Origin of the sequence: Sphingobium sp. (assembly GCF_049304695.1) — a bacterium.
GTDB lineage: Bacteria > Pseudomonadota > Alphaproteobacteria > Sphingomonadales > Sphingomonadaceae > Sphingobium.
Genome location: NZ_JBAQOK010000061.1, coordinates 18734 through 40654, shown reverse-complemented (window position 1 = coordinate 40654; position 21921 = coordinate 18734). Strand labels below are relative to the sequence as shown.

Genomic DNA, 21921 nt, shown 5'->3' with positions numbered 1-21921 from the left:
GCCATGAGCGCGTCAGGTTGGAAGGAGCGGCTGGGCGTTCCCGCAGCGCTCTTTTCCATCAAGGCTTATATGGCAGCTATGCTGGCGCTTTATGTGGCGCTCAGTATCGGGCTGGAGCGGCCTTACTGGGCGTTCCTGACCAGCTACATCGTTGCGCAGCCGCTGGCAGGTGCGGTCATTTCCAAGGCGGTGTTTCGCGCCATCGGGTCGATCGTGGGGGCGATGTTCGCGGTCGCCATCGTGCCGCCGCTGGTCAACACGCCCATGTTGTTGTCACTGGCGATGGCGGCCTGGCTGGCGCTGTGTGTGTTCGTGTCGCTGATGGACCGGACGCCGCGATCCTATATGTTTGTGCTGGCAGGCTACACCGCCTGCCTGATCGTTTTCCCCGATGTCGATGCGCCGCAGACGATCTTCACCGTGGCGTCACTGCGCGTGCAGGAAATCCTGATCGGCATCGCCTGTGGCAGCCTGATCCACGGTCTTGTCCTGCCCGGTTCGATCAGCGGCGCGTTGCTGCGCCGAGTGGAGGCGATCCTGCGCGATGCGGAACGCTGGTCACGCGATGCCATCGCGACGGAGACGGTTGTGGGGCTGGATGCCGAACGCCGACGGCTGGCGCAGGACATTACCGAATTGCACCAGATGTCGATCCACCTGCCCTTCGACATCAGCCGTCTGGCGCCGCGCGTGCGGACGGTGCGCGCTTTGCAGGACCAATTGTCCCTGCTGCTGCCGCTGGGCGCGGCGGTGGAGGATCGGCTGGATCAATTGACGGCAGCGCATGATGGCGTCGTGCCGCTGTCGGTGGAGGCGTTGATCGCCGATGTGCGGGCCTGGCTGGACTCGCCTGTCGTCGACAGCGCCACCCGCGCGCACCGGGCGCAGACGCTGATCGACCGCTGCGCCGCGCTGGAGCCGGAGGCGTGGGAGGGGATGGCGTGGGCCGACATGATGCGGCTCAGCCTCTATGCCCGGCTCGCCACGCTGATCGCGGTGCATCGCGACAGCCGCGACCTGTATGACCAGATGGTGACGCATCGCCGATCCGCCGTCACGCCGCATGTCGCCGAACTGCTCGACGGGCGGCGCAACCGGGAATTGCATCGCGATGTCGCGGGCGCGGCGCGTAGCGCATTGGCGACGTTCATTACCGTTGCGCTGGGTTGCGCTCTGTGGATCGGCAGCGGGTGGAAGGATGGCGGCACAGCTGTCATGCTGGCGGGCGTGTTTCTGGCACTGTTCGCGGCGGTCGATAATCCGCTGGCGCCACTCAAGGGCTTCATGATCGGCACCATCGTCGCGTCGGCATTGGGTGCGCTTTACGGCTATGCCATCATGCCCCGACTGGACGGGTTTGGGATGCTGGCGCTGGCCTATGCGCCGCCGCTGCTGACATTGGGTGCGTTGATGGCCTCGCCACGCTGGGCCGGGATCGCGCTGCCCACATTGCTGGGGCTGGGTAGTCCGGTGCTGCTGTCGGATCATTATATCAACGCCTTCGCCAGCTACGCCAATGGCGCGATCGCGCAGATCGTGGGCATCTGGTACGCGATCATCATGGCCGGGCTGTTGCAGTCGGCGGGGGTGGAGCGGGCGATCCGCCGCACCATCCGCGCGGGGTGGACCGACATCGCCAACCGCGCGACGTTGACCAGCCCACCCGATGTGCGCGGGTGGATCAACCGCATGCTCGATCGGGTCGCTTTGCTTGCGCCACGGCTGGCGGCGACGGGGGGAGACAGTGGCACGCCGCTTTATGATGCGCTGCGCGACCTGCGCACGGGCGTCGCGATCGGCGAGTTGCGGCAGTTGCGCCTGGACCTGCCGCCGCAGGATGCCGCGCCGCTTGGCGCGGTGCTGGGCGGGGTCGGCCATTATTATCGACGGCTGGACCCCGATGCTCCCGCCCCAGCGGAACCGGCGCTGTTGCGCGACATCGACGCGGCGATCGGCGACCTGTCCGCCAATCCGCGCCCGCCCGTGCGGCGGGAGGGGATATTGGCGCTGGTCAGCCTGCGCCGGAATCTGTTTCCGCACGCCGATGGCTATCGCAGGGGGATGGCATGACGGGGGAAATCGCGCTGGGCGGCATCTATCTGCCCACTTTCCTGCTGCTGGCGCTGGCTGCATTGATCCTAAGCTGGGTGGCGACCCGGTTGATCGCCGCGCTCGGCCTCTATCGCTTCCTCGCCTATCGCGCGGCGGTGGACCTTAGCCTCTTCATCCTCATCCTCGGCGCGCTGGCGCTGGTCTTTCCCACCCTTGGAATCCGCCTATGAACCGCCTGATCCCCACGCTGACCCGCAGCGCCGCCACCATCATCATCGTCATCGCCGCTGCGCTGGTCGCGATCTGGATGTGGCGCCATTATCAGGGCAGTCCGTGGACCCGCGACGGGCGGGTGCGCGCTGATGTCGTGCGGGTGACGCCCGACATCAGCGGTCTGGTGACCTCCGTGGCGGTGCGCGACAACCAGCGAGTGAAGGCAGGCGATCTGCTGTTCGTGATCGACACGCCGCGCTATGCGCTGGCGCTGGAACAGGCGCAGTCGCAGATCGCCAGCGCGCAGGCGGTATTGGCGCAGGCCCGGCGGGAAGCGCGGCGCGATCTGGCGCTGGGCGATCTGGTCGCAGCGGAAAGTCATGAGCAGAATGTCGCCAAGGTGGAGACGGCGCAGGCCGCGTTGACCGAAGCGATGAGCGCGCGCGAGGGCGCGGCGCTGAACCTCAAACGCACACGCGTGCTGGCATCAGTCAATGGCGTCGTCACCAATCTGGACCTGCATCCGGGCGACTATGTCGGGGCGGGGACGCAGGCACTGGCCCTGATCGACGGCGATTCGCTGCGGGTGGAGGGCTATTTCGAGGAAACCAAGCTGGGCCTCATCTGCATCGGTGCGCCGGTGACGGTACGGTTGATGGGAGAGGCGCAGGATCTGCGCGGCCATGTTGATAGCATCGCCTATGGCATCAACGACGACAGTCGCAGCAATGCGGGCAATTTGCTGCCCTCGGTCGAGCCGACCTTTTCCTGGGTGCGGCTGGCGCAGCGGATTCCGGTGCGGGTGAAGCTGGACCGGCCACCTGCGGGCGTGCGGCTGATTTCCGGGCGGACGGCGACGGTGACGGTGCAGCCGATGGCGCAGGGCAAGGATGGGAAGCCGGGGGCGTGCCGTCATGGGTGAGGTTTCATGGGCAAAAAGGCAGCGTGTTCCCGCCTGCGTGGGAACACGGCGTGTCTGGGGCAGAGCTGGTGCGCCGATTCTTGCGCTTGCGCTGTCCGCCTGCGCTACCGCTGGGCCGGACTATCGGTCGCCTGAACAGTCGGTCGCTACCGCGCCTTCGGCGACGGGGGCGTTTCATTCGGCGCAGGGCGGGCAGTTTAGTCAGGCCGACCTGCCCGATCATTGGTGGCGGCTCTATGCCGATCCCCGGCTCGACGCGCTGGTCGAACAGGCCTTGGCCGCCAATACCGACCTGCGGCAGGCTGACGCTAATCTCGACCGGGCAGAGGCGGTGTTGCGCGAGGCGGAGGCGGGGCGGGCGATCAGCACCAGCATCAGCGGGGGCGAAACGCTGGCCCGGCCGTCGGGTGTCGGCCAACATCTGCCCGGCACGGTCAGCTATGATTTCGGGCTGAGCGCGGCTTACCCGCTCGACCTGAACGGCCGCATCCGCCGCGCGATCGAGGCGAGCGTGGCGGATGTCGAGGCAAGCGCAGCGGCGCGCGACTATGTGCGCACCAGCGTCGCGGCGGCGACGGCGCGCGCCTATGCGCAGGTGTGTGCCGCCAATTATGCGCTGGCGATCAACCGGCGAGTGGTGAAGTTGCAGCGCGATACGCTGGACGCGACTCGTCGGCTGGCGCGGGGCGGGCGTGGGACGGCGTTCGACGTCAGCCGGGCGCAGGCGGCCGTCGATGCCAGCGCGGCGGCGCTGCCCGGCTTTGAAGGGCAGCGGCAAAATGGCCTGTATCTGCTGGCGACATTGCTGGGGCGGCCACCCGCTGATTATCCCCGCGACGTGGAAAGTTGCGCCGCGCTACCGACGCTGGCGCAGGCTTTGCCGGTGGGCGATGGCGCGGCGCTGATCCGGCGGCGGCCCGACATCAGGCAGGCGGAGCGCACGATCGCGGGCGACACCGCGCGGCTGGGCGTGGCGATGGCGGACCTTTATCCGCAGGTCAGAATCGGCGGGTCGGTCGGCCTGTCCGGGCCGCTCAAGGATTTCGGTAATGGGTCGGCCTTCGGCTTTAGCCTTGGGCCATTGCTCAGTTGGTCATTCCCCAACCGGCCCGTGGTCAGAGCGCGGATCGCGCAGGCCGATGCGCAGATACGCGGCGATCTGGCGGGCTTCGACGGCGCGGTGCTGGAAGCGTTGCGGCAGGTCGAAAGCGCGCTGGAAACCTATCGCCGCGATGCGCAGCGGGCGGCCATGCTTGACCGGGCGCGGGACGGTGCTGCGCTGTCGGCCAATCAGGCGGGCAAGCTGTTTCGCTTTGGGCGGGGTGATTTCCTCTCGCTGCTCGACGCGCAACGCAGTCTGGCCAGCGCGGAGGCCACGGCAGCGACCGCCCGGACGCAATTGGTGCAGGATCAGGTCGCGCTGTTCCTGGCGCTGGGTGGTGGCTGGACGCCCTGAGCGCCGCTACAGCCCGTGCCGCTTGGCGAAGGCGAGGAATAGGTCGGGCCAGGGGGCTGGCGCGGCGGGCGGCGGGATGAGGCCAAAGCCGTGGCCACCATTGTCGAACAGATGACATTCGCTTGCGACTCCCTGCGCCCGGAGCGCCGCCAGCATGGCGAGGCTGTTTTCCGGCGGCACGGCCTTGTCATCCAGCGCATGGGCCAGAAAGACAGGCGGGGTCTGGGCGCTGACATTCTGGTCGAGCGACAGGTTGCGCATCTGGTCGGATGTGGGATTGGCACCCATTAATTGCGTGCGTGATCCGGCATGGACGAACGGGCCGTCCATCTGGATCACGGGGTACATATAGGCAGCGACGGCGGCCCGGATCGGTTCTCGGTCTGCGGCGTCGATGGGCGCATAGCTTTCCTGTGGCGTGCGGGCGGTCAGCCAGGCGGCGAGATGGCCGCCGGCCGAAAAGCCCATTACGCCGACACGGTTCGCATCGAAGCGTTCGCGGGAGGCAAGAGAGCGGACGAGGCGCAGCGCACGCTGGGCGTCCTGCAACGGGGCTTGCGCGCCCGCGCCCCAGCCGTCGGCGGGCATGCGATAGACGAGCGAGAAGCAGCTATAACCCGCCTCCGCAAAGCGGCGGGCGACGGCATAGCCTTCCTTGCCGATGGCGACGCGGGTGTAGCCGCCGCCGGGGATCAGCAGGATCGCCGCGCCATTGGGCCGCGCGGGCCGCAGCAGGGTGAGCGTTGGCGTCACGACGTGGGCGAAGGCGGTGTCGTCCTGCGCGCTTTGGGGTGTGCGCAGCGTTTCCACTTCCTGCACCACCACTTTTTCGCCGCCCGGTGCTTTCCCTCCCGGCCAGATGGGAAAGCGTTCGAACCCTTGGGGGATCGGAAAGCCCTGCCCCTGTCCGGCGGAGGGGAGGGTGGCGCTTGCCAGCGTTCCGGCGAGCAGGGTTCTGCGATCAATCAGGGGCATGAGCCGACGATCCTTTCAGGCGATGGCGCGGGTAATTTCCAGAGTGAGGACCAGACATTTTGCGCCTAGCGAAACAGCCTGAGGTCGAAGGCGGCGGCCATCGTGGCGAAGCCTGTGTCGTTGGGGTGCAGCGCGTCGCCCACATCATAGGCTTTGGCCATGCGGGCGGGGTCGGCAGGATCGGCGATGGCCTTGGCGAAGTCCACCACGCCATCGGCCTCGCCGCTGTCGCGGATCCATTGGTTTACCGCTAAACGTGTCGCTTCACCCTGTTCGCTCCAATAGCCTGCGCCCTTATAGGGCAGGATGGTGGCCAGGATGACCTTGATCCCCCTGCCATGGGCGCGGGCGATCATCTGGCGATAGGCACCGATGAGGGCGTCGGGCGACAGCATGGCTCGTCCGTCGCGCGCTGCGGAGCCGATATCGTTCACCCCCTCCAGGATCACGACATGGGTGACACCGGGGACGGCCAGCACATCGCTGTCGAACCGGGCGAGGGCGTTATAGCCTTCCGCCTCGCTCAGCAGGCGGTTGGCGCTGATCCCGGCATTGGCGATGCCGACATCCCTGCGTCCCGCCTTTTGCAGGCGTTCAGCCAACAGGTCGGGCCAGCGGCGATTGCTGTCATCGGTGGCGCGCACGCCGTCGGTGATCGAATCGCCCAGCGTGACGATGGTCGTGGCGGCCTTGCGGGTTTCCACTTCCACGGCAGACAGGATCAGGCGCGGGCCGATGGTCGTCGCGCCGGTCATGGCGTCCGCGCCGGTCTGGTCGCCCGGCGCGATCCAGTTGGTCGCGGCGGCATAGGCGTGGACGGTGGGGGAGGCCGTGCCGGTGGGCAGGTGGATGCTGACGGTCAGCCGGGTGAGCGGTTTGACCGCCATGTCGATCGGGTCGCTGATGAGCGGCGCGCGCGGAGGGATGGTCGCGCCCTGCGCGCGGTTGAAGCTGACGACCCGGTCGGTGCCGGGCAGGATGCGCCCGTCTTCCCCGGCCAGCGCGACATGGACCGCGCCGATCAGCAGCGCTTCCTCCGACATCTGGTTGGACAGTTGCAGGCGCAACCGGTCGCCGCCGTTGGAGATGCGCACGACCTGACGGATGGTGCGGTCGGTCAGGACCGGGCGCTTTTCGACCGGCTCATGCCAGACGAGCGGCGCGGCCATCCAGCTGCGCGACCAGTGTTGCGCCTGTGCCGAGCCGGGTGCGGCGACCAGCAGGAGCGGGATCAGGAAGGCGGTCGGGCGCATTGGTGAAGTCCTTGTCGTGGCGACGGCGATGGGATGATTGCCTGAGACTTCGGCGTAAATCCAGTGTGGCGGGGTATTAGGGTGATGGGGTGTCGGATGGCAGCGCTGCTGTTACGCTCGGCGTTGCCTCGCGCTCCACATAAAAAGGCCCGCCGGTCGTGGGGACCGGCGGGCCTTGCGATGCTGCAGATTAGGCAGGATCAATATTGGACGGTGACGGTCACTGCGCGGCGGTTTTGCGCCCAGGATGCTTCGTCCGATCCCAGCGCTGCGGGGCGTTCCTTGCCATAGCTGACGGTCGTGATGCGGCTGGGGTCGATGCCGAGCGAGGCGAGATAGTTTTTCGCTGCGTTGGCGCGCCGTTCGCCCAGCGCGATATTATAGTCGCGGGTGCCGCGTTCGTCGGCATGGCCTTCGACAGTGACTCGCACCTGTGGGTTCTGCTGCAACCAGGCGGCCTGACTCTGTAACGTCGCCTGATCTTCCCCATCGACATCATATTGGTCGAGGCCGAAGAAGATGCGGTCGGCCGCGACCGATGCGACGAAATCGGCCTGGCTGCCCTTGACCGGGCCGCCCATGTTGCCGCCGCCATTTCCAATGGGCGCGGTCTGTTCCCCGCCGGGCGCGGGTGGCAGTTCGGCGGGGGGCTTCTTGGAACAGGCGGCGAGCGCGACGATGGCGGTCGCCATCAACAGGGGCCGGGACAATTTCATCAAGAATCTCCTTCGATCAATCACTGTGCCGCCTACCAGAATGGGCAGCACGGTCCGGGAAGTTCGTTACGCTGTCAAGACGAACAGGCGCGGGTGGGATTTGGTTCCCGTTACGGCAACAACGGACCCCAGGCCGGGTCCGATCCGGCAAGCGGGGTGGGGATGCGCCGTTCGTTCACGCCGGTCAGGTCGACCTGCCACACCTGACTGGATCCCTGCTTGCCCGGCGTGGTGCGGAAAAATTGCAGGACGCGGCCATTGGGCGACCATGTCGGCTGTTCGTCCTGCCATCCGTTCGTCAGCGTGCGCTCATTATCGCCATTGGGACTCATGACCGCGATCTTGAAATCGCCCGACAGCTTGGTGAAGGCGATCAGGTCGCCGCGCGGACTCCATTCGGGCGTCGCATAGCGGCCGCCGCCGTGGCTGATGCGGCGCTGGTTCGATCCGTCGGCGTTCATGACATAGAGCTGCTGCCCGCCTGACCGATCGCTTTCGAACACGATCTGGCTGCCGTCGGGGGAATAGCTGCCGCCCACGTCGATGCCCGGCGAGGTCGTCAGGCGGACCGGGGTGCCGCCACTGGCGGACACGCGATACACGTCGGTATTACCCGCGACCGCCATGGAAAACAGGATGTTGCGACCATCGGGCGACCAGCGCGGGGCGAAGGCGGGGTTGTTGCTTTCACTCACCAGCTTTTGCTGCCCTGCGCCGATGTCGTAGATATAGATGCGCACCCGGCTGCCCAGATAGCTGACATAGACGATGGATTTATAATCGGGCGAAAAGCGCGGGGTCAGCGCCATCGACTGGCCATTGGTGATGAAGCGGTGGTTTGCGCCATCGCTATCCATGATGGCGAGGCGCTTGACGCGGTTCCCCTTCGGCCCGCTTTCGGCGATATAGGCGATGCGGCTGTCGAAGAAGGGGCTTTCGCCCGACAGGCGCGCATAGATGGCGTCGGCGCATTTATGCGCGGCCCGCCGCCAGTCGCGCGGGGACACGACATAGCCCTGCCGCGTGAGTTCCTGTTTCAGCGCCACGTCGTAGAGGTAGCAGCCCACGGTGATGTCCGCGTCGCCGCCAGCGGTGCGCACGAAGCCCTGCACCAGTGCCTGATAGGCGCCCCATTTGTCATAGACGGGGTTGGTGACTTCGGGGAAGGCGATAGCGGGCATGCCGCCCGGCCCGGACGGATCGAACAGGCCGGAGCCTTTAAGGTCGGACACGATCACTTCGGCGATCTTGCGGCCCAGTTCGCTGGCAGTGCCGGCCGGGGTGGCGACATCCTGCTGCGCGGGCAGAGCGGGGACCGCGACTTTCAGATTGCTGTCGATCTCGCCAGTCACATCGACCGACAGTTGGGCCATGGCGGGCGCGGCCAGCACGGCGGCGATCGCAGCGATCGCAACGGAAAAACGGCGCAGGAAGAGGGATTTCATCGGTTCAGCCTCGCGTCAAAGCGGAGTGGCCGGAGCCATTTCCATTGGTCGTAAAATTCGGGCGGCATGTTGCGGAAGGGGGACGCCAGCTTCACCGCCTGAATCGCGCGTTCGGCGTGCAGCTTGGCCTGAGGGCGATTGCTGGCGGTGACGCCCAACTGGTCGATGACTTCAGGCGTGCCGATCACTGCGCCGCTTTTGTCCAGCCGCACTTCCAGCAGGGTGACGAGTTGGTCTGCGTCCGCGCCCGATGGGGGGCGCCAGTGCGGTTTCAGCTGACGGCGCAATTCGCCATCCAGCGCGGATTTCTGCGCCGGGCCCATGGCGGCGGCTGGCGCCGGCGCGGGCGGACGGCGGGGGGCGTCGGCGTTGGTGTCGATGCCCTTGAGGAAATCATTGCCGAGCAGCGATCCCTTGGGCTTGGCTGCCTTGCCCTGACCGGAGGCGCGCGCGGGGGCGTCCGTTTTGGCCTTGGCCGGGGATTTCGATGCCGACGATGAAGGCGCGGCGGCTTTGGGCTTGGCGGGCGCGGATTTGGTCGGGGTGGGCTTGGCTGGCGTCGGCTTTGCCTTGGCCGCTGGCTTTTCCGGGGCGGGCTTGGCTGGTGCGGGCTTGGGCTTGGCCTTTGGCGTTTCTTTCTTCGCCGGCGTTGGTTTGGGCGCAGGCTTGGCAGGCGCTTCCTTCACCACTGGCTTGGCCGGGGCGGGTTTGGGCGTCGGTTTTGGAACCGGCTTGGGCTGGGGTTTAGGCGGCGGCGGCGCGGGCGTGGGTTCTGGCGCGGGTTCAGGTTCCGGCGCGGGCGCGGCATCCTCCGTCGGACCCTGTTCGGGGGCGACGCTGGGTGGGGGCGGCTGGGTCGAGACTTGCGGCGCGGTGGATTGCAGCGCGACCTCGTCCACCATGGAGACTTCCATGGGCGGCGTCTTGAGCTTCAGTGGGTTCGGCGTGGCCAGAAACCCGGCGGACAGCAGCCCGAACAGCAGGACATGCCCCGCCGTCGCGACGCCCAGACCGATCTTTTCCGTGCGCTCCATGGCGATCGCCTACTGCCCCGCTGGCGCGGAGGCGCTGTCGGCGTCGTCGGGGGAGGAGACGAGCGACACCTTGTTCAGGCCCGCGCGGTTGAGTTCGGCCATGACCCGCATGACCCGGCCATAATCCAGCCCCTTGTCCGCGCGCAGGAAGATTTGCGGCGCTTCGGGCTTGCCCGCGTTGGCGGACACGATCTCGGCCAGACGATCGGGCAGGTCGGTGTCGCTGACCTGCGCATCGTCGATATAGGTGCCGCCGTCGCGGTCGATCGACACGACGGTGGGCTTGGCGTCCTGATCCAGCCCCTTTGCCCGCGTTTCGGGCAGGTTGACCGGCACGCCCGTCACCAGCAGCGGGGCCGTGACCATGAAGATGATGAGCAGAACCAGCATGACATCGACCAGCGGCGTCACGTTGATGTCGGCCATCGGCGCACGCCCGCGCCCGCGACGGCCGGAGGGAGGACCGGACATGGCCATTAGCGGGTTGCTCCCACTTTCGTCATGCCAGCAAAGGTGGGCATTTCACTTCTTTCGACCCGTGCGGCAAAGAAAAGAGGGATCCCAGCCTTCGCTGGGATGACGGGGAATATGTGGCCGATCACCGCTGCGCCTCCAGCTCGCGGCTCAGCGTCGAATAGAAGCCGTCGGCGAAGCGGGAGAGGCGCGATTCCAGGCGGTTGATGCCATGGCTGAACCGGTTGTAGGCGATGACCGCCGGGATCGCCGCGAACAGGCCAATGGCAGTGGCGAACAGCGCTTCGGCGATGCCCGGCGCGACGACGGCGAGGCTGCTATTCTGTTCCGCCGCGATGGCGGTGAAGGCGCGCATGATGCCCCAGACCGTACCGAACAGGCCGACGAAGGGGGCGACCGACCCGACCGTCGCCAATATGTTGAGCCGGTCGGACAGGCGGTCGATCACTTCGCCGATCGTGCTGGCCATGGCGGTGGACAGGCGGTCGCGCGTCCCTTCGCGGTCGATGACCTTCTGCGCGGTGGAGCGCCGCCATTCGGCCACGCCCGTCGCCATGACTTTCGCTGCGGGGAAATCCGCCTTGCCGCGCGATTCATAGAAGCGGTCGATATCCTCCGCCTTCCAGAAATCTTCCTCGAACTTGCGGCTTTCCTTCGTCGCGCGGCGCAGCGTCACCGAAAATCCGATGATGATCGCCCAGGTCCAGATGCTCGCCAGCAGCAGGCCCAGCATCACGCCCTTCACGACGATGTCGGCCTGAAGGAACAGGACCAGCGGCGATATGGTGGCGGCGTCGGCGACCGCGCCGACGTCAGGCAGGTGGAGCGTCATGGGTGGAAATCTTCCCCTTGCATCAAACGGCTGAAAATATCGGTCCAGGCCCTGGGCTGCCGCTGCGGGCGACCCTGTGGCGTCAGCCAGGCCACGGAAATGGTGGCGTCGGTCAATTGTTCATCGGCGCGCATGACTGACTGATGAATGGCGCAACTGGCCGCGCGCACGGCGGTTACGCGGCTGACCACCATCAGGTCGTCGTCCAGCCGCGCGGGGCGGCGGTAACGGATGGCAAGGTCCGTGACGGCATAGACGCCCGCGCCGCTTGCATGGCTGTCGCGCTGGTCGATGCCAGCGAGGCGCAGCATGTCCGACCGGGCGCGTTCCATATAGCGCAGATAATTGGCGTGGTAGACCAGACCCGACAGGTCGGTATCCTCAAAATAGATGCGCAGCGGGAAATGATGCACGGCGGCGATGAAGCGTCCGGTCGCAGGCGTTGGCATCAAATCACAAACAGGCATGGGCGGCTTTTAACCATGGTGCGGGCCGGAGGCAAAGCGGGAAATCGCCGGAGCGCTTTGCATGAGCAGGCGCGGGACTGGCCCTGCGCAGGATGGCGCGTTAGGGAGAGCCGAAGAATCAACAGGTGGAGGAAGGCCGACATGATGGATATTCGCACGGTAGGCGTGATCGGCGCCGGGCAGATGGGCGCGGGCATCGCGCAGGTCGCGGCGCAGGCGGGCTATGACGTCATCCTGTCGGACATCGACTTGGCCCGCGCGGAGAAGGGGCTGGCGGGCATCGCCAAATTGCTGGCCCGTAGCGTGGAAAAAGAGAAGATCGGCCAGGCCGACGCCGACGCCGCGCTGGCCCGCATCACGCCGGTCGGTGAGATCGCGCCGCTGGCGAACGCGCAACTGGTGATAGAAGCGGCGACCGAGCGGGAGGAGATCAAGCGCGCGATCTTTGGCAATGTCGGCAAGCTGCTGGCCGCAGACGCGATTTTGGCGTCCAACACATCGTCCATCCCGATCACCCGGCTGGCGCAGGCCGCGCCGGATGCGGGGCGGTTCGTGGGCGTGCATTTCTTCAACCCGGTGCCAGTCATGGCCCCGATCGAGGTTATTCGGGGACTGGCCACCACGCCGGAAACGGTCGCGGCGATCGAAGCCTTCGCCACGCGGCTGGGCAAGACGGTGGTTCATGCGTTCGATGCGCCCGGCTTCATCGTCAATCGCATCCTGATGCCGATGCTGAACGAAGCGGTGTTCGCGCTAGGCGAGGGCGTGGGCGGCGTGGTGGATATCGACACCGGCATCAAGCTGGGCCTCAATCATCCGATGGGACCACTGACGCTGATGGATTTCATCGGTCTCGATACGTGCCTGGAAATCTGCAAGGTGTTGCAGGACACCACCGGCGACCCGAAATTCCGCCCGGCGCCGCTGCTGGTCAAATATGTCGAAGCCGGATGGTACGGACGCAAGGTCGGCAAGGGATTTTACGATTATTCGGGTACGGAGCCTGTGCCGACGCGGTGAGTGATGCACATCGGCCATCCCCGAGAGCCTTCCCCCAACGTGGCGCTCCATCGAAGGCTCAGGAGGTGGGTTCCCGCCTGCGCGGGAATGACGGGGTTGGGATTTTCACCCAACCCCCAGCCCATGTTTCTTCATGCAGTGGCGTAGCTGGTCGTAGGTCAGGCCCAGTCCCTTGGCGGTGGCGCGCTGGTTGTAGCGGTAGCGGTCGAGTGCGGCGCGGATGATGCCTGCTTCGTGGGCATCGACGGCGGCGCGCAGGTCGCTGATTTCTTCCAGCGCGGCGATGACCGGTGCGGTGGCGGTGGGTGCCGCGACTGGCCCGTCGCACGGTGCGGCGGGGGTGGGCATCAGCGCCCTGGGCTTCCACGGTGAGGCGAAGGGGTCGAAGGTGATGGCGCTGATCGGCCGGTTCGGCGTGTTCCAGCGATAGACGGCGCGTTCCACCACATTGCGCAGTTCGCGGACATTGCCGGGCCAGCCATAGCCTTCCATCTCCGCCATGGTTGCCGCGTCGAAGCCGGGCCATTGCGGCCAGTCGATTTCGGCGGCCATGCGGCGTCCGAAATGATCGGCCAGCACCGCTACGTCGCCTTCGCGCGCGCGCAGCGGGGGCAGGGTGATGACCTCGAAACTCAACCGGTCGAGCAGGTCAGGGCGAAAGCGCCCGGCATCGGCGGCGGCGGGCAGGTCGTCGTTGGTCGCCGCGACGATGCGGACATCCACGCGCTTGGGCTTCGACGCGCCGATGCGTGTGACCTCGCCATATTCGACCACGCGCAACAATCGTTCCTGCGCCGCCATCGACAGGGTGCCGAGTTCATCGAGGAACAGGGTGCCGCCGTCCGCTTCCTCGAACCGGCCGGGCCGCGCCCGGTTCGCGCCGGTAAATGCGCCCTGTTCATGACCGAACAGTTCCGCCTCTATCAGGGTTTCGGGCAGCGCCGCGCAGTTCATCACGATCAACGGCTCGCCCCAGCGTGGCGAGAGGTGATGCAGCCGTTCGGCGATCAGTTCCTTGCCCGTGCCGCGTTCGCCGATGACCAGCACCGGGCGGTTGAGTTCGGCGGCGCGTCCGGCCAGTTCTACCGCGTCGAGAAAGGCGAAAGACTGGCCGACAAACTGGGTGTTTTTTTCCATGCCCAACTTATGGTGAAATTTCCCACCTCTTCGCAAGCCAAATTCTGCCTCGCCAGCTTTAAACAGTCGAAAAACCACGCAAATCTGCGCCTTTTCAAAACTGGCACGGCCCCTGCAATGTTCAGGACAATCCGCACGACAAGAGCGGAACGCATATGAAGGCCAAGGTTCAGGGAGTGCAAGACGATGGAAAAGCAGACCAATAAAGTTCGCGAAATCGGCAAGCTGATGTCGGTCGCCATCGCCGCCCTGCTGTTTGGATCGACCATGGTCCTTTCGGCGGTTGGCCCAGCCCGCGCCAGCGAAAATTCGGCCCGCGCCAGCGAAACCCCGGTTCTTGCCAGCGACACCACCCCCGCTACACTGCGCTATCTGGCGTAAGGCGAGCATAAGACACCACCAGGAGTGACTTCATAATGGGTATATTCTCCCGCACCCGCGACATCATCGCCGCCAATGTGACCGATCTGCTCGACAAGGCGGAAGATCCGGCAAAGATGATCCGCATGATCATCCTCGAAATGGAGGAGACGCTGGTCGAAGTGCGCGCAGGCGCTGCTCGCACCATCGCGGATCAAAAGGAAATGCGCCGCCACATCGCCAAGCTGACCGCGTTGCAGGACAGTTGGACCGACAAGGCGCAACTGGCGCTCAGCAAGGATCGTGAGGATCTGGCCAAGGCCGCGCTGGTCGAACGGCAGAAGGCCGCCGACATGGCCGAGCATCTGAACCATGAGATCGTCACGCTGGACGAAGCGCTTAAGGCTTCGGAAGAAGACATCGCCAAGTTGCAGGCCAAGCTGCGCGAAGCCCGCGTCCGCCAGAACAGTCTGGTGACCCGGATGCAGAGCGCGGAAAACCGCCTGCGGGTGCGCGAAGCCTATGCTGGCGAGAAGGTCAACGAAGCCTTCGCCCGGTTCGACCTGCTGGAACGCCGCGTCGATATGGCCGAAGGCCGCGCCGATGCCGCCACGCTGGGTGGTGCGCCCAAGACGCTGGAAGAAGAGATTGCCGAGCTGAAGTCCGCCGACAAGGTGGATGCCGACCTCGCCGCTCTCAAAGCCAGCATGAACGCTGATAAGAACGGGGAAGGCTGATCCGATGGAAGAGGTTTTCCTGCCCGTCATCGTCTGCGGCATGTTGTTCATCGGCATGCCGTGGCTGATCTTCCACTATGTGACCAAGTGGAAGCAGGCGCCCAAGATCACGGACGAGGATGAGAAGCTGCTGGACGACCTCCACCTTCTCGCCCGCCGTCTGGAAGAAAGGTTGATGACGGTCGAACGGATCGTCGCCGCCGACAATCCCGATTTCCGCCCGCACCGGTCGCAGGAACCGGACGACCTGACCTTCGACCGGAGGAACTGACATGAGCGCTCGCCGTACAAAATTCTATCTCGACAAAGCCAATGGCAAATGGTCGGGCGTGTGCGCCGGCATTGCCGACTATACCGGGATCGACGTGGTCTGGGTTCGGGTCGGCGCGGTGCTGGTCACGCTGATGGGGGCTTTCCCCTGGACGCTGATCGCCTATGTCGCCGCCGCCTATTTCGCCGATAACAAGCCGCAGGGCCTGTATTCGGACCGGGACGATGAAAAATTCTGGCAGGGCGTGCGCACCAATCCAGCGCGCTCCACCCGCGACGTCCGGTCCAAGTTCCGCGACATCGACCGCCGTCTGGCCGACATCGAAATCTATTATACCAGCCGCAACACGCGCCTGGCCGACGAGATCGACAGCCTGCGCTGAACGGGATCAAGGTGCAGGGTTAGAGGGAGCCAGAGATCATGAGCTTTGCAGGACCGAATTTTATTATCGCCATCATCGCCCTGTCCATGGGCGCCTGGATCATCACCACATGGCTTCGCGTGAAGCATGGCTATCCATTGACGGACGATAACGGGAATAGCGTTCATCGAACCGATCCCGACGCCGGTCGAAAAATCGACCTGCTTTCAGGCGAAAACGAGAAGCTGGTGGGCCGAATCAGCCGCCTTGAGGACCGTATCGCCGTGCTGGAAAGGATCGCCACCGATCCTGCCACCCGCACCGCGCGCGAAATCGACGCGCTGCGCTGAACGCCGGGCAAGGGGAGATAAGAGATGAATCCGTTTGAAATGGTGGTCGCCATCATCGCGATCACTGCCATCGCCAGCGTCCTGCGCGCCAAATATGGTGTCGTGCGCCGCGACAAGGGCGAAGAGGTCATCCAGCGCGGATCCGACCCGGAAGCCGAGCGGCTGCGGGCCGAGGTGAAGGGTCTGAAGGAGCGCGTCGCCGTGCTGGAGCGGCTGGCGACGGACAGTTCGACCGCGCTGGACCGGGAATTCGATAAACTTCGGAACCGCGACTGACGCGACCGACGAGGCAGGGAGGCTGATATGCAAGACCCTATTTTCTATCTTACATTGGCGACCACGGCGCTGGCCGCCATCGCCATCGTCGCCATGGCGGGGCTGCGCGGCTGGAACGGCTGGCTGGACTTGAAGCGGGCTGAACTGTCCCGCCATGTCGAACAGGCCGCCCCGCCATCTGCCGCTGCGCGGATCGAGGTGGCCGACCTCAAGGAACGCATCCGCAAGCTGGAAGCGATCGCGGCGGGTGTCGATCTTTAAGCGCTGCGTCCCGGTGGGGACGAGGCGAACGGGGGTTCCGGTTTGCGCAAAGCGGCCTATATGGCGGGCATGACTGACCAGCCCGTGCTTGCCGACCTTCAGGAAGAATATGAATTTCTCGATGCGGACGACCGTTACCGGTTGCTGATCGACCTGGGCCGTGGGCTGGAACCCATGCCCGACGCGCTCAAGACGGACGCGACGCTGGTGCGGGGGTGTTCGGCGGCGGTGTGGGTCTATCCAACGGTGTTAGAGGATGGTCGGCTGCATTTCCTGGCCGACAGCAATGCCGCGATCACCAAGGGGATCATCGCGCTGGTGCTGTTGACGGTGCAGGACGGCCCGCCCGCGCAGATCGGCGCAACGGACATAGAGGGTGCGCTGGCCCCGTTCGACCTGCGCAATCAGTTGAGTTCCAACCGCACGCAGGGCATTCCCAACATGATCGCGCTGATCCGCGATACCGCTGCGCGCTACGCATAACGAAACCTCGATCAAGCTGCTGCGTTCATCTCCCGACGAGGAGACTATTATGAAGCGCATACCCCTGTTTCTGGCCGCGACGGCATTGCTGGCCGCCTGTTCGCAGGAATCGAAAGAACCTACGCAGCGCGAACAGATCGGCCAAAGCTGGAAATATGAAGGCGGAGAGGGCGAAAAGGCCAAGGTCGCCTATATCGGCAGCGCCAATACGGTTGCGACCCTGACTGCGCCCGATACCTTTTCCGTCCTGCTGGTGCAGCCGGTGGGCAAAGGTGCGGCGGACGTGACGATCAAGCTGGTCGGTGCACCGTTCAGTTGCGACATGTCGGATTGCCACGTCAGCGCGACCACCGACGATGGCAAGCGCCATGAATGGAAGGGCCGGATGACGCAGAATAAGGACGGCATCACCATCCTGCCGTCGCAGGGTGCCTATGACGCGATCCGCGATGCGAAAAGCGTCAACGTCGATCTGGTCATCGGCGCAAAGGACAAGACCGCGCCGTTCACGTTCAACGTGGCCGATCTCAAGCTGATGGTGTGAGGCGTTCCAAACCTATCCGTTCGCTTCGAGCCCTTCGACTGCCTGCTATGTCAGGCGCTCAGGACAGGCCAAGGTCGAGAAGTAGGCAGCGCTATGTCTGGTTTCTCGACTAGGCTCGAAACGAACGGAGGGGGTAGCCAGCCTCGGCGTCATTCCTGCAACGAAACGCCCGGACTGCGCGGATCGGCTGCGCCCTGCCAGTGGCCGTCGGGCATGCGCTCGGCGGCATTGGCTTTGAGGCCCATGCGGTTGATGCTGACCCGGTGGCCCAGCTTTTCCAGCGGCGCCTTCATCGCCTCCAGCGATGTGCCCTGTTCCAGCACCAGCCCGTCGCCATTGAAGAAGATGAGGCCGTGCGCGATCGAATCCTGCGCCGAAAGTCCCCAGTCGAAATGGGCGATCAGCGCCTTGGCCACCTGCATGATGATCGTCTTGCCGCCTGCCGCGCCCACGGTGAAGATCGGCGTGCCTGCCGCGTCATAAACGATGGTGGGAGACATGGAGGAGAGGGGGCGCTTGCCCGGCTCCACCCGGTTGGCGACGGGCGCGCCGTTTTTTTCGGGCGTGAAGCTGAAATCGGTGAGTTCATTGTTCAATATGACGCCGCCCGCGACGAGCTGGCTGCCGAAAAAGCTCTCGATCGTGGATGTCCATGCGGCGATGTCGCCGTTCTTGTCCACCGCAAGGAAATGGCTCGTGCCCGATTCCGGCTGGGGCAGGCTGGCGGTGCGCGGCTGCGCGCCCTTGGGCGTGCCGGGCTTATAGTCGTTGAGCGCCTTATTCTCCCGAATCAGGGCCGACCGCTTTTTCAGATAGGCCGGGTCGATCATCCCCGCGACCGGCACGTTGACGAAGGCCGGATCGCCCAGCCATGTTTCGCGATCGGCATAGGCCAGTTGCATCGCTTCGCCGATGACATGCCAGGATCGCACATCATCCTTGCCCCATTGTTTGAGCGGGAAGCGTTCGACCATGCCCAATATTTCCAGCACGGTGACGCCGCCGCCGGACGCTGGCCCCATGCCGCATATCTTGTAGATGCGATATATGCCGCAGACTGGCTTGCGTGGCTGCGCCTTGTAGGCGGCGATGTCCGCCTCCGTCATCGGCACGGGATTTTTGGGCGCGTTCGTTACCGTCTGCGCCATGAGGCGGGCCTGTTCGCCCTTGTAGAAAGCGTCCGGTCCCTCCGCCGCGATGCGTTTGAACAGGGCGGCCAGCGGCGGGTTTTTCAGGATCGTGCCCATTGGCGCGGGCTTGCCGTCGATCCAGAAATAGCGCTGGATGTCTGGGAAGTCGGCCCACACGTCGGCCACGGCCTTCATCGCGGTGTCGAGCCGCTGGCGCACTTCATATCCGTCCTGCGCGGCGCGGATCGCGGGCTGGAACAGGTCGGCCCAGGGCAGCTTGCCCCATTTTTTATGGGCGTCCCACGCCAAGCGCACATTGCCCGGCACGCCGACCGAATAGCCGCCCGGCCATGCGTTGCGGAAGGACAGGGGCTTGCCGTCCGGTCCCACGAACCGGTCCGGCCGTGCCGCAGCCGGTGCCGTTTCGCGCCCGTCGATGGTTTCCAGCACGCCGCTTTTGCCGTCATGATGCAGCAGGAAGCCGCCACCGCCGATGCCGCTATTATGCGGTTCGACCACGTTGAGTGTCAGCATCATTGCGATCGCCGCGTCGGTCGCGCTGCCGCCCTTGCGCAAAATCTCCTGCCCGGCCTGCGCCGCGCGCGGATCGGCGGCGGACACGGTGGCATTGGTCGATACCGGCACGCGCGCTGTAGCCGGATTGGAAAGGGTCAGCAGGGCAAAGGGGGCCAGCAGGCCGGACAGGCGTAGGATCATGTCACATCCATAAGCCGTGTACCGCGCTTCGCAAGATTTTCTCCCGCGTGCGCAGCGCTTCAGGCGTCCACGCCGACCAGATCGGCGATATTCGCCACGCCGTCGCGCGTCATCAGCACCTTTAGCCCCGCGTTGATCCGACGGGCGAGATACGGCCCTTCATAGACCAGCGCGCTGTAAAGCTGCACCAGCGAAGCGCCTGCACGGATGCGGGCATAGGCCTGATCCGCATTGGCGATGCCGCCCACGCCGATCAGCGGCAATCGCGTTCCCAGCAGCCTGCGAAAATCCTTCAGCCGCGCCAGCGACAGGTCATGCAATGGCGCACCCGACAGTCCGCCCGTTTCACGCGCATGGGCGGATCGCAGCGCAGGGCGGCCGATCGTGGTGTTGGACACGATCAGCGCATCGATGCGGTGGTCCAGGCAGGCGGCGGCAATATCATCGACATCGGCCGGTTCCAGATCGGGCGCGACCTTGAGGAAGATGGGCGTGGCGTCGTGCCCCCGCGCCGCCATCACTGCGCCCAGCAACTGGTCCAGCGCCGCACGATCCTGCAGCGCGCGCAGCCCCGGCGTGTTGGGAGAGGATATGTTGACGGTCAGATAATCGGCCAGCGGCGCCATGCATCGCACCCCCGTCACATAGTCGGCCACCCGGTCGGTGGCATCCTTGTTCGCGCCAATATTGATGCCGATCACCGGGCCTTGCCCTGTCGGCCGCCGGTATCGCGCGATGCGGTCTGCGGCCGCGCCCTGCCCGCCATTGTTGAAGCCGAACCGGTTGATGACCGCCCGGTCCTCCACCAGCCGGAACAGGCGGGGGTGGGGATTGCCCGGCTGCGCCAGGGGCGTCAGCGTGCCCAGTTCCGCAAAGCCAAAGCCCAGCCCGTACATCTTGTGCGCGACGCGCCCTTCCTTGTCATAGCCCGCCGCCAGCCCGACGGGGTTGGGAAAGGCAATGCCCGCCACCATACTGGCCAGCATCGGGTCGTGCGGCGCGGGCGCGGGCGTCGGCATCATCCGCAGGGCGGCGATCGACAGATGGTGGGCGCGTTCGGCGTCCAGAGCAAAAAGGAGCGGGCGGATCAGGCGATAGGACATGGCCGGGGCTATGCCAGCGACGCAGCCCTCCGTCGAGTCGCTGTTGCCCAAGCGCCACAATCGCCATGATACGCAACTTCATGACGTATATTGCGCCATTTGGGACCGTTCACATCCCATCAATGTCCGATCCGTCCAATAAAATATCACCGAATCAGGCGTAAGGAAGTCTTGCGACCCGAAGGCTCTGACGCCCATAGCTGAAGAGACCTTTTCCTGACCCGGCAGTGGAAACTGTCGGGTCATTTTTTTGCCCGGCTTATCAGTGGTATAATTATACCGCATCGTTAACCATCCCTCTTGCCTAGGCCTCGCATTGCCGCTTAGTGGTTGACTGGGGTGAAAAAAATATGGGGTCGCATCATAATGATGTGCTGGGTGGCGTTGTAGCCCTGCCGGATGGGCGGGGTCCGCTATCCTATACCGTGGCCGCCGGTCAGGGACCGGTTCGGTTGCAATATTGCGCGCCGCCCGAACATCTGAGGCAATATTTCGGGGCACTTTATTATTTCACCGTTTCGGCGGATTACTATGCCGATGTGACCCGCGCGGATGTGCCGCAGTTGCGCTTCATGGTGGCGGGTGGCGGATCCTATCATTTTCACGATGGCGCGGTGATGGCGACGCCGGACGTCTGCCTGTTGGGACCGACAATGGGCGCGACACGGTTTGAACTGAATCGTCCATCGCGCGTGCTGGGCATTTCTCTTCTGCCAGCAGGGTGGCTGGCGCTCCATGGCGATGACGCCAGCGGGATGGCTGATCGGCTGTGCGATATGGAGGCGGCACAGGGCGAGATCTATGCCCGGCTGCTGCTTGATCTGCGCGCGACGGACGAAGCGGACATGGACGCGATGGCGGCCCGGTGCTGGCGCACGATGGGCGGTCTTATCAGTGTGTTGCGGCCAGCGACGTGGGATTTGCTGGCGGCGGTCGATGCCTGGCTGATGGGTGACGGATCGCCACGGATCGAAGTGCTGGCGGAGGCGACGGGCCTGTCGCCGCGCCAACTGGCTCGACTGACCAACAAATATTATGGCGCGCCGCCCAAATTGCTGGCGCGCAAATATCGCGCGCTGCGGTGTTCGGCGCGGATCGCGCTGGACCAGGAAAGCTGGCAGCAATTATGCGAAGAGGCCGGTTTCTATGACCAGTCGCACTTCATTCGAGAGATCAAGCATTTCATCGGCCTGACCCCGCATCAGTTGCAGACCGAACCGTCTGCCGTGGCGCAACTCACGCTGATGCGCCGGTCGCTGGGTGGCGATGTGGCCGTGCTCAACCGGCTGAGTTAAGGCCAGGTTGGGCAGAAAAACCTTGATTTAGCGATCG

26 protein-coding genes are annotated in these 21921 nt (G+C 65.1%); 15 read left to right on the top strand and 11 right to left on the bottom strand.

The annotated features are described in order from the left end of the window. Nucleotides 1–3: 3 nt before the first annotated feature. Genes WA070_RS10000 through WA070_RS09985 form a run of 4 tightly spaced genes read left to right on the top strand, consistent with a single transcriptional unit; the run spans nt 4 to nt 4643 of the window. Nucleotides 4–2070: an FUSC family protein gene (locus WA070_RS10000; RefSeq protein ID WP_422633827.1), complete on the top strand. Its 2067-nt coding sequence runs from the start codon at nt 4–6 to the stop codon at nt 2068–2070. Further along, nucleotides 2067–2282 carry a DUF1656 domain-containing protein gene (locus WA070_RS09995; protein WP_422633826.1) on the top strand — a complete coding sequence of 72 codons (216 nt, stop codon included), beginning with the start codon at nt 2067–2069 and terminating at the stop codon, nt 2280–2282. Before WA070_RS10000 ends, WA070_RS09995 begins: the two co-directional genes overlap by 4 nt. Continuing rightward, a complete protein-coding gene (locus tag WA070_RS09990) occupies nt 2279–3187 on the top strand; it encodes an efflux RND transporter periplasmic adaptor subunit (RefSeq protein WP_422633825.1) in 909 nt (302 codons plus the stop codon). Before WA070_RS09995 ends, WA070_RS09990 begins: the two co-directional genes overlap by 4 nt. A 37-nt stretch (nt 3188–3224) precedes the next feature. Beyond that, nucleotides 3225–4643, top strand: coding sequence for an efflux transporter outer membrane subunit (locus WA070_RS09985; RefSeq protein WP_422633824.1), 1419 nt, complete (start codon nt 3225–3227; stop codon nt 4641–4643). A gap of 6 nt (nt 4644–4649) precedes the next feature. Here WA070_RS09985 and WA070_RS09980 read toward each other — a convergent pair whose 3' ends face one another. The 8 genes from WA070_RS09980 to WA070_RS09945 all read right to left on the bottom strand — a co-directional run bounded on the left by WA070_RS09980 (nt 4650) and on the right by WA070_RS09945 (nt 11839). Continuing rightward, nucleotides 4650–5618 carry an alpha/beta hydrolase gene (locus tag WA070_RS09980; RefSeq protein WP_422633823.1) on the bottom strand — a complete coding sequence of 323 codons (969 nt, stop codon included), beginning with the start codon at nt 5616–5618 and terminating at the stop codon, nt 4650–4652. A 65-nt stretch (nt 5619–5683) separates the two neighbouring features. Continuing rightward, nucleotides 5684–6871, bottom strand: a complete 1188-nt coding sequence (locus WA070_RS09975; RefSeq protein ID WP_422633822.1) for an SGNH/GDSL hydrolase family protein — start codon at nt 6869–6871, stop codon at nt 5684–5686. Between the two features lie 200 nt (nt 6872–7071). Beyond that, nucleotides 7072–7587 (bottom strand): peptidoglycan-associated lipoprotein Pal, encoded by a 516-nt coding sequence (gene pal, locus WA070_RS09970; RefSeq protein WP_422633821.1) that lies wholly within the window; start codon nt 7585–7587, stop codon nt 7072–7074. A gap of 110 nt (nt 7588–7697) precedes the next feature. After that, nucleotides 7698–9032 (bottom strand): Tol-Pal system beta propeller repeat protein TolB, encoded by a 1335-nt coding sequence (gene tolB, locus WA070_RS09965; protein ID WP_422633820.1) that lies wholly within the window; start codon nt 9030–9032, stop codon nt 7698–7700. Continuing rightward, nucleotides 9029–10066, bottom strand: a complete 1038-nt coding sequence (locus WA070_RS09960) for a cell envelope biogenesis protein TolA (protein ID WP_422633819.1) — start codon at nt 10064–10066, stop codon at nt 9029–9031. Before WA070_RS09960 ends, tolB begins: the two co-directional genes overlap by 4 nt. A 9-nt stretch (nt 10067–10075) precedes the next feature. Beyond that, nucleotides 10076–10543 carry a protein TolR gene (tolR, locus tag WA070_RS09955; RefSeq protein ID WP_422633818.1) on the bottom strand — a complete coding sequence of 156 codons (468 nt, stop codon included), beginning with the start codon at nt 10541–10543 and terminating at the stop codon, nt 10076–10078. Between the two features lie 121 nt (nt 10544–10664). Next, the gene (gene tolQ / locus WA070_RS09950; RefSeq protein WP_422633817.1) at nt 10665–11372 is read right to left on the bottom strand and encodes a protein TolQ; all 708 of its coding nucleotides are present in this window, start codon (nt 11370–11372) and stop codon (nt 10665–10667) included. Then, nucleotides 11369–11839, bottom strand: coding sequence for a YbgC/FadM family acyl-CoA thioesterase (locus tag WA070_RS09945; RefSeq protein ID WP_422633816.1), 471 nt, complete (start codon nt 11837–11839; stop codon nt 11369–11371). Before WA070_RS09945 ends, tolQ begins: the two co-directional genes overlap by 4 nt. Before the next feature lie 141 nt (nt 11840–11980). Here WA070_RS09945 and WA070_RS09940 point away from each other — a divergent pair, with 141 nt between their 5' ends. Then, complete coding sequence (locus tag WA070_RS09940; protein WP_422633815.1) at nt 11981–12859, top strand: 3-hydroxyacyl-CoA dehydrogenase NAD-binding domain-containing protein; 879 nt, start codon at nt 11981–11983, stop codon at nt 12857–12859. A 105-nt stretch (nt 12860–12964) separates the two neighbouring features. Here WA070_RS09940 and pspF read toward each other — a convergent pair whose 3' ends face one another. After that, nucleotides 12965–13996 carry a phage shock protein operon transcriptional activator gene (gene pspF, locus WA070_RS09935; protein ID WP_422633814.1) on the bottom strand — a complete coding sequence of 344 codons (1032 nt, stop codon included), beginning with the start codon at nt 13994–13996 and terminating at the stop codon, nt 12965–12967. A gap of 186 nt (nt 13997–14182) precedes the next feature. Here pspF and WA070_RS09930 point away from each other — a divergent pair, with 186 nt between their 5' ends. The 9 genes from WA070_RS09930 to WA070_RS09890 are packed head-to-tail and all read left to right on the top strand — an operon-like array spanning nt 14183 to nt 17639. Next, a complete protein-coding gene (locus WA070_RS09930; protein ID WP_422633813.1) occupies nt 14183–14377 on the top strand; it encodes a hypothetical protein in 195 nt (64 codons plus the stop codon). Between the two features lie 35 nt (nt 14378–14412). Continuing rightward, nucleotides 14413–15093 (top strand): phage shock protein PspA, encoded by a 681-nt coding sequence (gene pspA / locus WA070_RS09925; RefSeq protein ID WP_422633812.1) that lies wholly within the window; start codon nt 14413–14415, stop codon nt 15091–15093. Between the two features lie 4 nt (nt 15094–15097). Next, a complete protein-coding gene (gene pspB / locus WA070_RS09920; RefSeq protein ID WP_422633811.1) occupies nt 15098–15364 on the top strand; it encodes an envelope stress response membrane protein PspB in 267 nt (88 codons plus the stop codon). Nucleotide 15365: 1 nt separating this feature from the next. Continuing rightward, entirely contained in the window at nt 15366–15746 is a 381-nt protein-coding gene (pspC, locus tag WA070_RS09915; protein WP_422633810.1) for an envelope stress response membrane protein PspC, read from the top strand. A 38-nt stretch (nt 15747–15784) separates the two neighbouring features. Continuing rightward, the gene (locus WA070_RS09910; protein ID WP_422633809.1) at nt 15785–16075 is read left to right on the top strand and encodes a hypothetical protein; all 291 of its coding nucleotides are present in this window, start codon (nt 15785–15787) and stop codon (nt 16073–16075) included. A gap of 24 nt (nt 16076–16099) precedes the next feature. Further along, complete coding sequence (locus tag WA070_RS09905; protein ID WP_422633808.1) at nt 16100–16351, top strand: hypothetical protein; 252 nt, start codon at nt 16100–16102, stop codon at nt 16349–16351. Between the two features lie 27 nt (nt 16352–16378). Beyond that, complete coding sequence (locus tag WA070_RS09900) at nt 16379–16612, top strand: hypothetical protein (protein ID WP_422633807.1); 234 nt, start codon at nt 16379–16381, stop codon at nt 16610–16612. A 60-nt stretch (nt 16613–16672) separates the two neighbouring features. Further along, on the top strand, nt 16673–17095 hold the full coding sequence (locus tag WA070_RS09895) for a SufE family protein (protein WP_422633806.1): 423 nt from the start codon (nt 16673–16675) through the stop codon (nt 17093–17095). Nucleotides 17096–17144: 49 nt separating this feature from the next. Continuing rightward, entirely contained in the window at nt 17145–17639 is a 495-nt protein-coding gene (locus tag WA070_RS09890; RefSeq protein WP_422633805.1) for a hypothetical protein, read from the top strand. 149 nt (nt 17640–17788) lie between these two features. Here the strand turns inward: WA070_RS09890 and ggt are convergent, their stop codons facing one another. Beyond that, complete coding sequence (gene ggt, locus WA070_RS09885; RefSeq protein WP_422633804.1) at nt 17789–19486, bottom strand: gamma-glutamyltransferase; 1698 nt, start codon at nt 19484–19486, stop codon at nt 17789–17791. A 59-nt stretch (nt 19487–19545) separates the two neighbouring features. Continuing rightward, nucleotides 19546–20589, bottom strand: coding sequence for a quinone-dependent dihydroorotate dehydrogenase (locus WA070_RS09880; protein ID WP_422633803.1), 1044 nt, complete (start codon nt 20587–20589; stop codon nt 19546–19548). Between the two features lie 350 nt (nt 20590–20939). Between WA070_RS09880 and WA070_RS09875 the strand changes: the two genes are divergently transcribed. Beyond that, entirely contained in the window at nt 20940–21884 is a 945-nt protein-coding gene (locus WA070_RS09875) for a helix-turn-helix transcriptional regulator (protein ID WP_422633802.1), read from the top strand. The last annotated feature ends 37 nt before the right edge of the window (nt 21885–21921 follow it).